The sequence below is a fragment of the Streptomyces sp. NPDC029159 genome (assembly GCF_055564055.1).
The window spans coordinates 235,444-248,272 of record NZ_JBVHWT010000008.1; the positions used below are offsets into that span (position 1 = coordinate 235,444).

General features: G+C 73.8%; 10 protein-coding genes. 4 read left to right on the top strand and 6 right to left on the bottom strand.

Features of this window, described 5'->3' with window-relative positions; translation table 11 throughout:
- The first annotated feature begins 247 nt into the window (after positions 1 to 247).
- Entirely contained in the window at positions 248 to 1,594 is a 1,347-nt protein-coding gene (murA, locus tag ACZ4U4_RS18400; RefSeq protein ID WP_467875081.1) for a UDP-N-acetylglucosamine 1-carboxyvinyltransferase, read from the top strand.
- 296 nt (positions 1,595 to 1,890) lie between these two features.
- Here murA and ACZ4U4_RS18405 read toward each other — a convergent pair whose 3' ends face one another.
- The 4 genes from ACZ4U4_RS18405 to ACZ4U4_RS18420 form a co-directional block, all read right to left on the bottom strand.
- Positions 1,891 to 2,172 (bottom strand): HU family DNA-binding protein, encoded by a 282-nt coding sequence (locus ACZ4U4_RS18405; protein WP_004951951.1) that lies wholly within the window; start codon positions 2,170 to 2,172, stop codon positions 1,891 to 1,893.
- Positions 2,173 to 2,521: 349 nt separating this feature from the next.
- Positions 2,522 to 3,955, bottom strand: coding sequence for an NAD-dependent malic enzyme (locus tag ACZ4U4_RS18410; RefSeq protein ID WP_467875084.1), 1,434 nt, complete (start codon positions 3,953 to 3,955; stop codon positions 2,522 to 2,524).
- A gap of 441 nt (positions 3,956 to 4,396) precedes the next feature.
- On the bottom strand, positions 4,397 to 6,889 hold the full coding sequence (locus ACZ4U4_RS18415; RefSeq protein ID WP_467875087.1) for a HelD family protein: 2,493 nt from the start codon (positions 6,887 to 6,889) through the stop codon (positions 4,397 to 4,399).
- Positions 6,890 to 7,073: 184 nt separating this feature from the next.
- Positions 7,074 to 7,790 (bottom strand): CGNR zinc finger domain-containing protein, encoded by a 717-nt coding sequence (locus ACZ4U4_RS18420; RefSeq protein ID WP_467875090.1) that lies wholly within the window; start codon positions 7,788 to 7,790, stop codon positions 7,074 to 7,076.
- A gap of 300 nt (positions 7,791 to 8,090) precedes the next feature.
- Between ACZ4U4_RS18420 and ACZ4U4_RS18425 the strand changes: the two genes are divergently transcribed.
- Positions 8,091 to 8,867: a class I SAM-dependent DNA methyltransferase gene (locus ACZ4U4_RS18425; RefSeq protein ID WP_467875093.1), complete on the top strand. Its 777-nt coding sequence runs from the start codon at positions 8,091 to 8,093 to the stop codon at positions 8,865 to 8,867.
- Between the two features lie 181 nt (positions 8,868 to 9,048).
- On the opposite strand, the gene ACZ4U4_RS18430 is transcribed toward ACZ4U4_RS18425, so the two are convergent.
- Positions 9,049 to 10,266: a uroporphyrinogen-III synthase gene (locus ACZ4U4_RS18430; protein ID WP_467875096.1), complete on the bottom strand. Its 1,218-nt coding sequence runs from the start codon at positions 10,264 to 10,266 to the stop codon at positions 9,049 to 9,051.
- Between the two features lie 412 nt (positions 10,267 to 10,678).
- Here ACZ4U4_RS18430 and ACZ4U4_RS18435 point away from each other — a divergent pair, with 412 nt between their 5' ends.
- Entirely contained in the window at positions 10,679 to 10,822 is a 144-nt protein-coding gene (locus ACZ4U4_RS18435) for a hypothetical protein (protein WP_467875099.1), read from the top strand.
- Between the two features lie 180 nt (positions 10,823 to 11,002).
- Entirely contained in the window at positions 11,003 to 11,776 is a 774-nt protein-coding gene (locus tag ACZ4U4_RS18440) for a GIDE domain-containing protein (protein ID WP_467875101.1), read from the top strand.
- Positions 11,777 to 11,805: 29 nt separating this feature from the next.
- Here ACZ4U4_RS18440 and ACZ4U4_RS18445 read toward each other — a convergent pair whose 3' ends face one another.
- Complete coding sequence (locus ACZ4U4_RS18445; protein WP_467875104.1) at positions 11,806 to 12,780, bottom strand: LysR family transcriptional regulator; 975 nt, start codon at positions 12,778 to 12,780, stop codon at positions 11,806 to 11,808.
- Positions 12,781 to 12,829 lie beyond the last annotated feature (49 nt).

The window sequence follows — 12,829 nt, forward strand, 5'->3', positions numbered from 1 at the left end:
CCTGTACGAGTGCAGGGCAGGGCGTACGGCGGCAGCACCGGCGCACACCACCCACCCCGGATGCCACATTCAGGACAAATAACCTTGATTTCGGCCAACTGGCGATTACAGAACAAAGAATGACCGTAGCCGAGCGTGTTGTGACAAAGCCCTTACGGGCCGGAAGCCCACCGGCGCCGCCTGACACCCCCTCCGGCCCCCTTACCATTTCTCCTTGGCCCTGCCCGTCTCCAGGAACGCGAGATCCATGACCGTCTCTACTGACGACGTACTCCTTGTCCACGGCGGCACCCCGCTGGAGGGCGAGATCCGGGTTCGCGGTGCGAAGAACCTCGTACCGAAGGCCATGGTGGCGGCCCTGCTCGGCAGCGGCCCCAGCCGGCTGCGCAACGTTCCCGACATCCGTGACGTCCGCGTGGTGCGCGGCCTGCTCCAGCTGCACGGGGTGACCGTGCGGCCGGGCGAGGAGGCCGGCGAGCTGGTCCTCGACCCGTCGCACGTGGAGAGCGCCAACGTCGCGGACATCGACGCGCACGCGGGCTCCTCGCGCATCCCGATCCTCTTCTGCGGCCCGCTGCTGCACCGCCTCGGCCACGCCTTCATCCCGGGCCTGGGCGGCTGCGACATCGGCGGCCGTCCGGTGGACTTCCACTTCGACGTCCTGCGGCAGTTCGGCGCGACGATCGAGAAGCGCGCCGACGGGCAGTACCTGGAGGCCCCGCAGCGGCTGCGCGGCACCAAGATCCGGCTGCCGTACCCGTCGGTCGGCTCGACCGAGCAGGTGCTGCTGACCGCCGTCCTGGCCGAGGGCGTCACCGAGCTGTCGAACGCCGCGGTGGAGCCGGAGATCGAGGACCTGATCTGCGTGCTCCAGAAGATGGGCGCGATCATCTCGATGGACACCGACCGGACCATCCGGATCACCGGTGTCGACAAGCTCGACGGCTACACCCACCGCGCCCTCCCGGACCGCCTGGAGGCCGCCTCCTGGGCGTCCGCGGCGCTGGCCACCGAGGGCAACATCTACGTCCGCGGCGCGCAGCAGCGGTCGATGATGACCTTCCTGAACACCTTCCGCAAGGTCGGTGGCGCCTTCGAGATCGACGACGAGGGCATCCGCTTCTGGCACCCGGGCGGTTCGCTGGACGCCATCGCGCTGGAGACCGACGTCCACCCCGGTTTCCAGACCGACTGGCAGCAGCCGCTGGTCGTGGCGCTGACCCAGGCGTCGGGCCTGTCGATCGTCCACGAGACGGTCTACGAGTCGCGGCTCGGCTTCACCTCCGCGCTCAACCAGATGGGCGCCCACATCCAGCTCTACCGCGAGTGCCTGGGCGGCTCCGCCTGCCGCTTCGGACAGCGCAACTTCCTGCACTCCGCGGTCGTCTCCGGACCGACCCGGCTCCAGGGCGCCGACCTGGTCATCCCCGACCTGCGCGGCGGCTTCTCGTACCTGATCGCGGCGCTCGCCGCCCAGGGCACGTCCCGGGTGCACGGCATCGACCTGATCAACCGCGGCTACGAGAACTTCATGGACAAGCTCGTCAGCCTCGGCGCCAAGGTCGAGCTGCCGAACGGCGGCCCGCGGGACTGACCCGCCGCACCGCGACACGAAGGCCGCCCCCGCTCCCGTACGGAGCCGGGGCGGCCTTCTGTCGTGTGTACGGCCCGTGTCCGCCCCGCTGGCGGCACCCGGCCGCCGGTCCGTCCCTTTTTACCGGGGGCCGCCCGTCCGGTCCGCAGCGGGGCGCCTGCGGCCGCGTACGGGCGTCTGCGGCCGCCCGGCGCACCACGAGGAGCGCGTACGGGCCGGGGACGCGCCCCGCGGGTACGACGAAGGGCGGCCGCCCCGGGGAGGGGGCGGCCGCCCTTGAGGCCGTGCTGAGGGGCTTACTTGCCCTTCGCGGCTTCCTTGAGCTTGGAGCCCGCGGAGACCTTCACGCTGTAGCCGGCGGCGATCTGGATCGGCTCGCCGGTCTGCGGGTTACGCGCGGTGCGAGCGGCACGGTGGGTGCGCTCGAAGGTCAGGAAGCCGGGGATGGTGACCTTCTCGTCGCCCTTGGCGACGACCTCACCGACGGTCTCGGCGAGGGCGGCCAGAACGGCGTCGGCGTCCTTGCGGGTCACCTCGGCGCGATCGGCCAGAGCGGCCACCAGCTCACTGCGGTTCATGTTTGTACTCCCGTGTTCTTCTTGCCAATGGGCGTGCCCTGCGGGCGAGCCGCATGTCGGGCACAGCGAAGCCGATGCTGCCAGGGCCCTCGGACAGTCCCCGGACCCGGGTCTGCTGCCAGACCCTCGCGCCCGGTTACGCATCCTGCCCCCACCTGCGGCGGTAAAGCCAATCCGGCACCCTGGCGGGTCACACGGAAAGCGTCAGCGCCCCGGTCGGCGTGACGTTCCGCACCCGTAACCGCTCGGAGCCGCCACGCGGGGTGGCCGGCCGATTGCCGACCGCCACCCTAGGGGCCGCCCGGCGCGGTCCGTCCGCGACGCGCCGTGCCGAGGGCCCCGTGGGGCGTCAGAGCGCCGTGGCGGCCGTCACAGCCGTGTCCCCGGCCTTCGCCGCGTCCTTCACCGCACCGGCCACGGCGCCCGCGACCTTGTCGTTGAAGACGCTGGGGATGATGTAGTTCGGGTTGACCTCGTCCTCCAGGACGACATCGGCGAGGGCGCGCGCGGCGGCCAGCATCATCTCGGTGTTCACCGTACGGGACTGGGCGTCCAGCAGACCGCGGAAGACACCCGGGAAGACCAGCACGTTGTTGATCTGGTTGGGGAAGTCCGAGCGGCCGGTGGCCACGACGGCGGCGGTCTGCCGGGCGATGGCCGGGTCGACCTCCGGGTCGGGGTTGGCCAGCGCGAAGACGATCGCGCCGTCGGCCATCTTCGCGACGTCGTCGCCGTCCAGGACGTTCGGGGCGGAGACGCCGATGAAGACGTCCGCGCCGACGACGGCGTCCTTGAGGGTGCCGGTGACGCCGTCCGGGTTGGTGTTGTCGGCGATCCAGCGCAGCGGGGAGTCCGGGTCGGCGGAGACCAGGTCCTCGCGGCCCGCGTCGACGACGCCGTGGATGTCGGCGACGACGGCGTGCTTGACGCCGGCGGCGATCAGCAGCTTGAGGATGGCCGTACCGGCGGCGCCGGCGCCGGACATGACGACGCGGACGTCCTCGATGTTCTTGCCGACCACGCGCAGCGCGTTGGTCAGGGCGGCGAGGACGACGATGGCGGTGCCGTGCTGGTCGTCGTGGAAGACCGGGATGTCGAGGGCCTCGCGCAGGCGGGCCTCGATCTCGAAGCAGCGGGGCGCCGAGATGTCCTCCAGGTTGATGCCCGCGAAGCCCGGCGCGATGGCCTTGACGATCTCCACGATGGCGTCGGAGTCCTGGGTGTCCAGGCAGATCGGCCAGGCGTCGATGCCGGCGAACCGCTTGAACAGGGCCGCCTTGCCCTCCATGACCGGCAGCGCGGCCTTGGGGCCGATGTTGCCGAGGCCGAGGACGGCGGAGCCGTCGGTGACCACCGCGACGCTGTTGCGCTTGATGGTCAGGCGGCGGGCGTCCTCGGGGTTGTCCGCGATGGCCTGGCAGACGCGGGCGACGCCGGGCGTGTAGACCATGGAGAGGTCGTCACGGTTGCGGATGGGGTGCTTCGACGACATCTCGATCTTGCCGCCGAGGTGCATCAGGAACGTACGGTCGGAGACCTTGCCGAGCGAGACGCCCTCGATGCCGCGCAGCTTCTGGACGATCTCGTCCGCGTGCGCGGTGGACGTCGCGGCGATGGTGACGTCTATCCGGAGTTTTTCGTGGCCGGAGGCGGTCACGTCGAGGCCGGTGACCGACCCGCCGGAGGACTCCACGGCCGTGGTGAGCTGGCTGACGGCGGTGCCGCTCGCGGGAACTTCCAGTCGCACCGTCATCGAATACGAGACGCTAGGCGCCGTTGCCATGGCCGACTTCCTCTGCTTTCCCTTGTTTCCCTATGCGCTGTCCCAGGAGCTCGGATGCCCTGCGCATCGTCCGATCGTCCCACCTACCAGCCGGTACACGGTAACCAGCCCCGCTTTACGGAAAGACTCTTCCACCATACGAGAGTGCATGGGTGGGTGGAAGCCCCGCCGGGCGGGGCGGTGCGGCGTGCGTCACTGGTCCGGAACGTTCCGGGAACGGCGACGGGCGCCCCTCCCTGAGGAGGAGCGCCCGTCACTGCGGTCTGAGACACCGGCCCGCCATGCTCGCCTCGCGGCAAGTGGTCGCTCGTAGCGACGATGGTTGGGCCCGGGGGCTTGGATCGAGCCGGTGCCACGGACAAGGTTAACAAACCCTCCCCGGATGCGAATCCCGTGGCCCGCCACGTTTTTCCGGTACGGCCACGACCACCCGGGCGGCCGTCAGTCGCGCAGCAGGTCGGGGACCCCGTCGGCGTCCGGCTCGTCGCGGTCGCCGGAGAGGACCGTCAGCTGCTGGGTGGCGCGGGTCAGGGCGACGTAGAGCACCCGCAGCCCGGCCGGGGACTCGTCGGCGATCTCGGCGGGCGCCACCACCAGCGCCGCGTCGTACTCCAGCCCTTTCGCCTCCAGCGAGCCGAGGGCGACGACGCGGTCGCCGAGCGGGGCCAGCCAGGCGCGGGCCTGCTCGCGGCGGGCCATCGCCACGACCACGCCGACGGTGCCGTCCACCTCGGCCAGCAGCAGCCGGGCCTCCTCGACGGTGGCGGCGGCCAGCGCCGCGTCCACCGCCGCGGCGCCCCGGCCCTGGGGGGACGCCACCGCGAACCGCGGCCGCAGGCCTGTCGAGCGGACCGCGTCCGGGGCCGCCATCCCGGGCATCGCCAGCGCCAGGACCTTGGCGGACAGCTCGGCGATCTCGGCAGGGTTGCGGTAGTTGACGGTGAGCTGGAAGCGGCGGCGCGGGCGGGTGCCCAGCGCCTCGTCGCGCGCCTCGGCGGCCTCGTCCGGGTCGGACCACGACGACTGGGCCGGGTCGCCGACGACCGTCCAGGTGGCGTGGCGGCCGCGGCGGCCGACCATCCGCCACTGCATCGGCGTGAGGTCCTGCGCCTCGTCGACGATCACATGGGCGTAGTCGGTGCGCTCCTCCTCCAGGCGCTCGCGGCGGCTGCGGCCCGCGGGGCTCCGGTCGGCGGCCGTGGTCAACTCGTCCAGGCCGGTGAGCTGGTCCAGCGGGTCGGCCTCGCGGGGGCGGGCCGGACGGGCCGGGGCGCCGAGGATCAGCTGGAGCTCGTCGAGGAGCGCCACGTCGTGGACGGAGAGCGGGCCGTGGCCGCGGGCGTCGAGGCGGCTCAGGGAGCGGGCCAGCTTCCGGACCTCGCGCGGGTTGAGGATGCGGCGTGCCCAGCGGCCGAGGGTGCGTTCGTCGGCCATCGCGGCGAGCACCCCGCGCGGCGTCAGCTCCGGCCACCAGGCGTCCAGGAACTCCTGGAAGACCGGCTCGGTGCTGACGTCCTCGTCGAAGCCCTGGCGGGCCTCGGCGGCCAGCTCCGGGTCGAAGTAACGGCGGCCGGCGCCGGACTTCGCCCACAGGGCGTCCAGCAGGAGCCGCCGGGCGCGCGGGCGGAGCAGGTTGACGGGCGCGGTGCCGCCGAGGGCGGTACGGCGGATGCGTCCCAGGTCGGACGCGTCCAGCTCGATACGGCCGCCGAAGGCCACCACCCGGAGCCGGTCCGGCGGGCCGGCCGGGGCCTGCGGGACGTCGGCCTCCTCGTCCAGGAAGGAGAGCTGGGTGTCGCGCTGCGGGGCCGGGGCGGCGGGGGCCGCCGCGTCCAGGGCGCCGCGGGCCGCCTTGCGCAGCAGCTTCTGCATCCGGCTCGAACCCTTGACCCTGGCCACGTCCGGCGGATCGTAGGCGGTCGCCTCGGCGCCTTCGACGAGCGAGCCGAGCGCGCGGATCGCGACCTGGCCCTCCTCGCCCAGGGACGGCAGGACGCCCTCGGTGTAGGCGACCAGCAGCGGGGTGGGCGAGACGATGAGGATGCCGCCCGCGTAGCGGCGGCGGTCCTGGTAGAGGAGGTAGGCGGCGCGGTGCAGGGCGACGGCGGTCTTGCCGGTGCCGGGGCCGCCCTCGACCTCGGTGACGGACGCGGCGGGCGCCCGCACGACCAGGTCCTGCTCGGCCTGGATGGAGGCGACGATGTCGCGCATGGTGTGGCTGCGGGCCCGGCCCAGCGCGGCCATCAGGGCGCCGTCGCCGATGACGGCCAGCTCCTCGCCGCCGAGCGTGGCGGTGACGTCGGGGCGCATCAGGTCGTCCTCGACGCCGAGGACCCGGCGGCCCTTGGAGCGGATGACGCGGCGGCGGACGACCCGGCCCGGCGCGACGGGCGTGGACCGGTAGAAGGGGGCGGCGGCCGGGGCGCGCCAGTCGATGACCAGCGGGGAGTAGTCCGCGTCGAGGACGCCGAGCCGGCCGATGTGCAGCGTCTCGGCGATGGTGGCGCGGCCGTTCGTCACGGCGCCGTCAGCGGGCTCGACGGAGGTGAAGGCGCCGTCCGGGCCCTTCTTGCCGTCCTTGCCGGGGAGCAGGTCGATCCGGCCGAAGAGGAAGTCCTCGTACTCGGAGTTGAGCCGGTTGAGGTGGACGCCGGCCTGGAAGACCTGGGCGTCCCGCTCGGCGAACGCGCCGGGCGTGCCGACCTGGCCGCGCTTGGCGGCGTCGTCCATGAGGAACTCCGCCTCGTGGATCTTCTCCTCCAGGCGCCGGTAGACCCGGTCGAGGTGCGTCTGCTCCGCGGCGATCTCGCGCTCACGGAGCCCGGCGGGCGCCGCGGCGGAGCCGGAGTCCGCGGCGGGCTCCGGGGCGACGGCGTCCGAAGAAGTGTGCTCCGGTGTGTGATCCGGTGCGTGCGTGGCGTTCTGCGCGGCCACCCAGGCCCCCTTCTGGTGTGCGTAGGGCAGCCGTCAACCGTACGCGACCCGGGCACCGTGTGCATCCGATCCACCGCGCGGCGGGGCGGGGAAGGGCTGGTGGGGAGGGGCGGGGCCGTTGAGGTGAAGGCCCGAGGAGGCGTTCACCCGAGGCGCGCGGGCGCCGGGGCCGGGCCCGGGACGGTCAGGTGTGCGGGGCGCGGTCGGGCCGCCGGCCCTCGGGGGCCGGGGAGGGGGCGGAGGGCCGGGACGCGCCCGGTACCGGCCCGGGCTCGCGGGGCTCCGGCGGCGCCTCGGGCCCGGCGGCCCCCGCCGCTCCCCTGCCCCGGCCCGCCGCCGCGCGCTTGCGGTGGCGGGCGACCCGTTCGCGGTTTCCGCAGACACCGCTGGAGCACCAGCGGCGGCGCCGGCCGCGGGAGGTGTCCAGGAAGAGGAGGCGGCAGTGGGCGCCCTCGCAGCGGCGGAGCCGGTCGCGGGTGGCGTGGTCGGTGAGGAGGTCGACGGCGTCGCGGGCGACGGTGGCGAGCAGCGCCGCGCGGTCGGCCGGGCGGGCGAGCCGCGGGGCGAGGACGCCGTCCGGGCCGCGTACCGCCTCGACGGCGGGCGGGCCGGCGGCCGCGGCGGTGGCGTTGAGCAGGTCCAGGTCGATCACGGCCTCGCCGCCGGAGAGTTCGGCGTGCAGCACTCGCCGCACCACCTCGCGCAGCCCGCGGAAGCGCGCCACCCAGCGGCCGTTGACCCCGTCCAGCGCGGCGTCCGGTGGCACCGCCCCGGAGCCGGTCAGCCAGTGTCTCAACTGATCAGGACCGGTGAGGAGTTCGCCTTCCGCACCGGAGGTGGCCAGCAGGTCCAGGCAGATCCGCCCGCAGTCGAACCGCAGGCCCTCGTCAGGCGCCGCCATGCTCCTGATCACTCCTTCGGAATCGAGGATGCGACACCAGAGTGCCCGCCGCGACGGGCCGCCGTCACCTCCCGCGCCCGCCCTGCCGGTTCCCCGCGCCACGGAACGGCCGGTACGCGCACGGCCGTTGGCGCCGTCGCCGTACGACTCGTCGCTCGACGCGCCCGATCTATACATTCCGCGTATACAGCTGACGTATAGTCCGGCGGGTCGGGCGGAGGGCCCCCTGCCTCCGCCCGTCCGGTTTGCCGTGCCGCCCACCGGCGCCGGCCCGCCCGCACCCGGAGGACGAAGATCACCATGTCGCGCACCACCTTGCACACCAACCGGTCGAGCCTGTCCCACAAGGTCGGCTACGCGGTCCGCAACCCGGCCAAGATCGCCCCGTACGTCCGGCGCACCGCGCGCGACACCTGGCTGCGGCTGCGCCACCCCGGCCATGTCGCCTACTACCGCGCCGTGATGGCGTCCGACGCGGGCCGCAACCCCGAGGCGGCGGTGGGCAGCCAGACCCATGAACGCTGGCTGGCGCTGGGGCAGATGCAGTTCGACTACCTCGTCGAGCACGGGCTGAAGCCGGACCTCCGGATGCTCGACATAGGCTGCGGCAACCTCCGGGCAGGCTGGCGCTTCATCGACCACCTCGACGCGGGCCACTACTACGGCATCGACATCTCGCCGGACATCCTGATCTCCGCGAAGAAGACCCTGACCACCTACGGGCTCCAGGACAAGCTGCCGCATCTGACGATCACCCAGGACCTGACGCTGGACTTCCTGCCGTCCGGCCACTTCGACATCGTCCATGCGCACAGCGTCTTCTCCCACTCGCCGCTCTCCGTCATCGACGAATGCTTCGCGCACGTCGGCCGGGTGCTGGCGCCCGGCGGCTTCTTCGACTTCACCTTCGACCGGACCGAGGGCACCGAACACCAGGTGCTGCGCGAGGACTTCTACTACCGCACCGAGACCCTGATCCGCCTCGCCGAGAAGCACGGCCTCCGGGCCCGCTTCATGGACGACTGGGAGTCCCGCAAGCACGGCCAGTCCAAGATCCGGGTGACGAATCCGGAGTGAGTGGTGAGTGAGGATGCGTGCGGGGTTCCGGCGTGCGGCCGGGAGCGCGTCCGGGGCGCGTCGGGGCGTCCCTTACGGGTGGCGGGTACCGCACGTAAGGGACGCCTCTGATCCCTTACGGGACCGGGCCCCGCTCCCCAAGGGACGTGCCCGATCCCTTACGGGCCCGGCCGGGTCGCCCCTACGCTCCCTCTCCCCCGTACTTCTCCGCCCCCGCCCGCGGGTCGAGCGCCAGCCGGTACCCGCGTTTCACGACCGTGTGGATCAGCTTCGGATCGCCCAGGGCCGTCCGCAGCCGGGCCATCGCCGTCTCGACCGCGTGCTCGTCCCGTCCGGCGCCGGGCAGGGCGCGCAACAGGTCGGCGCGGGAGACCACCCAGCCCGGGCGGCGGGCCAGCGCCCGCAGCAGCGCCATCCCGGCCGGGGGCACCGGCCGCAGCACACCGTCGACCAGCACCGCCCGCCCGCGGATCTCCAGGCCCCGCCCGGCCACCGGCAACCGCCGTGCCCGGCCGGGCAGTTCCCGGCAGAGCAGCTGCACCAGCGGCCCGATCCGGAAGCGTTCGGGCTGGAGGACCGGGATGTCGTGCGCCTGGAGCGGCAGCGCGGTGACCGGCCCCACGCACGCCGCCGGGACCTCTCGCGCCAGCGCCGCCACCACCGCGTCGCGCATCCCGCGCTCCGCCGCCCGGCGCAGCAACGAACTGGCCGCCGGGGCGCTGGTGAACGTCACCGCGTCCAAGCCGTGCCCGGTCAGCGCGTCCAGCAGCCGGTCGACCGGGCCCAGATCGTCCGGCGGCAGCCAGCGGTAGACCGGCACCCCGACGACCTCCGCACCGGCCGCCCGCAGCGCCTCGACGAACCCGGGCAGCGGTTCACCGTGCAGCTGGACCGCGATCCGCTGTCCGCGCACCCCGTCCGCCAGCAGCCGGTCGAGGACCTCCGCCATCGACTCGGACGCCGGTGACCACTTCTCGGTCAGCCCGGCGGCCCGGATCGCACCGCGCACCTTGGGACCGCGGGCCAGCAGCTCCACCCGGGCCAGCCGGTCGAGCAACTCCTCGCCCAGGCCCCAGCCCTCGGCCGCCTCGATCCAGCCGCGGAACCCGATCCCGGTGGTCGCGATGACCACGTCCGGCAGGCGGTCGAGCAGCTCACGAGTGGCGGTGAGCAGTTCGGAGTCGTCGGCGAGCGGCACGATCCGCAGCGCCGGCGCGTACACCACCTGCGCCCCGCGCCGCTCCAGCAGCGCCCCCAACTCCTGCGCCCGCCGCGCCGCGGTCACCCCCACGGTGAACCCGGCCAACGGCGGCACCTCGGCCGTCCCGTAGGGGGCACCCGTACCGGCGTCCGCTCCCCGCTCCGTGTCCGTCCCCGTGTCCCGCCGTGCCTCGTCCATGGTCGTCGTTCCGCTCCGCCCCGCGTGGTGTGGCCCCCGTCCGCCTCCGGACCGCGGCTCGGGCGGTACCGGAACACCGAGTCTGCCAACCTCTCGTGTCGGCCGCGGACCACCCGGATTTCCCCCTTGTTACCGGACAGTTGCCACGACCGGCACCGCAGGAGCCGCCCGTCCCACCACCGGGCCGCGGCACGCCCCCGGACACCGCGCCGGACGTATACGACCCGTCGCACGGCGGACGCGACCGGAGACCGGACGTCAGCGCCGCACCCCCGGCCTCCCGCGAAATACGGGGCCGGGCGGCGGGAGATCCGGCCGGTAGACTCCCTCCCCGGCCGGACCGGCCGACCGGACCGCTCGACCGGAGCGCCCGCTCGGACCGCCGACCGGATCCGCACACAGGGGGACGTACATGAAGTGGTGGGAGTGGGCGGTCTGCGGACTCGCCCTGCTGGTGCTCGGCTGGTTCGCCATCGGTCATCTCGTCCGCTCGGTGCGGCAGACCGCCGGTTCGCTGACCGACACCTACCGCAGACTCCGCGAACTGTTCCGCTGAGCCGCCCTCGCCCGTAGGGGAGGTGCCCGCGCCCGTAAGGGACGGATCCGCTCCCGTACGGGACGGACGCAGCCCCCGTACGGGAAGACGGGAACCCCGTACGGGACGCACCGGACCTCCTACGGGCCCGGACACCCGCCGGGAGCACCGGCCACACGTCGAAGGAAACAAGGGGGACGCGTGATTCCGTTTCTGGGGATCTTTCTCGTCGGTCTGGGCGTGGTGAGCGCCTTCCAGCTGCTGCGCGCACGGAAGCGCGTCCACACCATGATCACCACGGAGACGCTCTCCGCGCAGGAGCTGTCGCAGCTGCACCGGGCGGCGACCGACGCGGTCGGGCCGGGCGCGTTCCGCCAGATCGCCGAGGTCGCCGGGGTCGCCCGGCCGTCCGCCGCCGGACCGCTGACCTCGGAACTCTCCAAGACGGAGTGCGTCTGGTACCGCACCCGCATCACCCGCCGCTTCGAGACCCGCGGCAGCCGCCCGAACCAGCGACGGCGCCGCAGCGAGGTGGTGTCGGACTTCCTCAGCCCGACGCCGTTCCTCGTCGAGGACGCCTCGGGCCGCACCACCGTGCTGCCCGGGGACCGGATGATCGACCACGCCCCGAAGACCCACGACCGGTTCGAGGTCTACCGTCCCGGCCACGACAGGCCGCTCGGCCTCCTCGACATCCCCGGCATCACCCGCAACGAACGCACCCTCGGCTTCCAGCAGGAGGAGTGGACGGTCGCCGCCGGCTCCCGCTTCTACGCCCGCGGCGAGGCGCGCGACGACGAGCGCGGCGAGCTGGCGGTCGCCGCGCCCGAGGACGGCAGCCCGTTCCTGCTCGCCGCCGTCTCCGAGCAGGACCTCCTCGCCGCCGAACGCCGCAAGGCCACCCTCTTCCGCGCCCTGTCCTTCGTCTGCACCCCGGTCGGCGCCGTCCTGCTCACCCTGGCCTACGCGCTGTAACGGCGGCCGCGCCCCCAGGGCCGCTCCCCTCACGCCTCCGTCCCCATCACCGCCGCGTCCTCCTCCGGCAGCCACACCGGGGCGTCCGGCGGCGTCAGCCAGCGGCCCCCGGCGGCCAGGGCGCGGGCCGTCTCCCGCAGCGCGTCGAGGCCCGGATGGCGCAGCCCCCGGCGCCACACCAGGCTCACCGGCGAGAGCGGCACCGGGTCCACCAGCGGCCGCAGCACCATCCCGGGCACCTCGATGAACTCCGTGCTCGCCAGCACCGACCAGCCCCGTTTCCGTACCATCCGGACGAACTCCCGCTCCCCGTCGAGCTCCGGGAACGGCGCGGCCATCACCACGCCCCGGCCCGCGAAGAGCCGCGCCGCGAGGTCGGTCCACTCCGTGGTCCGCGCGTTGCCGGCGGCCGCGTACAGCGTCTCCCCGGCCAGCGCACCGAGCGGCACGGCCGCCCGCCCGGCCAGCGGATGCCCCGCGTCCAGCAGCACCGCCATCGGCTCCAGCCGCACCGGCTGCTGCGCCAGGCCCGCCCGCGCCCCGGGCTCCAGCCCGGCGTACCGGCCGAACGACACGTCCAGCCGGCCGGCCGCGATCTCCCGCGCCGCGCCCGCCAGCCCGCCGTGGAAGCGCGCCACCAGCTCACAGCTGTCCGGCAGCCGCTCCCGGGCCGCCTCAAGGACCCGGTGCGCCGTCCCGACCGGCGCCCCGACGTCGACCAGCAGCGGCCGGTCGGCGGTGTTCCGGAACGCGTCGGCCAGCGCCTCGTGGGCCGCCAGCACCCGCCGCGCGTACGGCAGCAGCCGCTCGCCCTCCGCCGTCAGCGCCACCCGCCGCGTCGTCCGGACGAACAGACTCGCCCCCACCTCCCGCTCCAGCCGCCGCACATCCCGGCTGAGCGCCTGCTGGGCGAGGTACAGCCGGGCCGCGGCGCGGGTGAAGTGGAGTTCGTCGGCGACGGCGGTGAAGGCACGCAGCAGCCGGGGGTCGATGTCGCGGGGCATCGCGCCAGCCTTCCAGCCGGACCCGGAACTCACAACGGAGTTGCGTGAA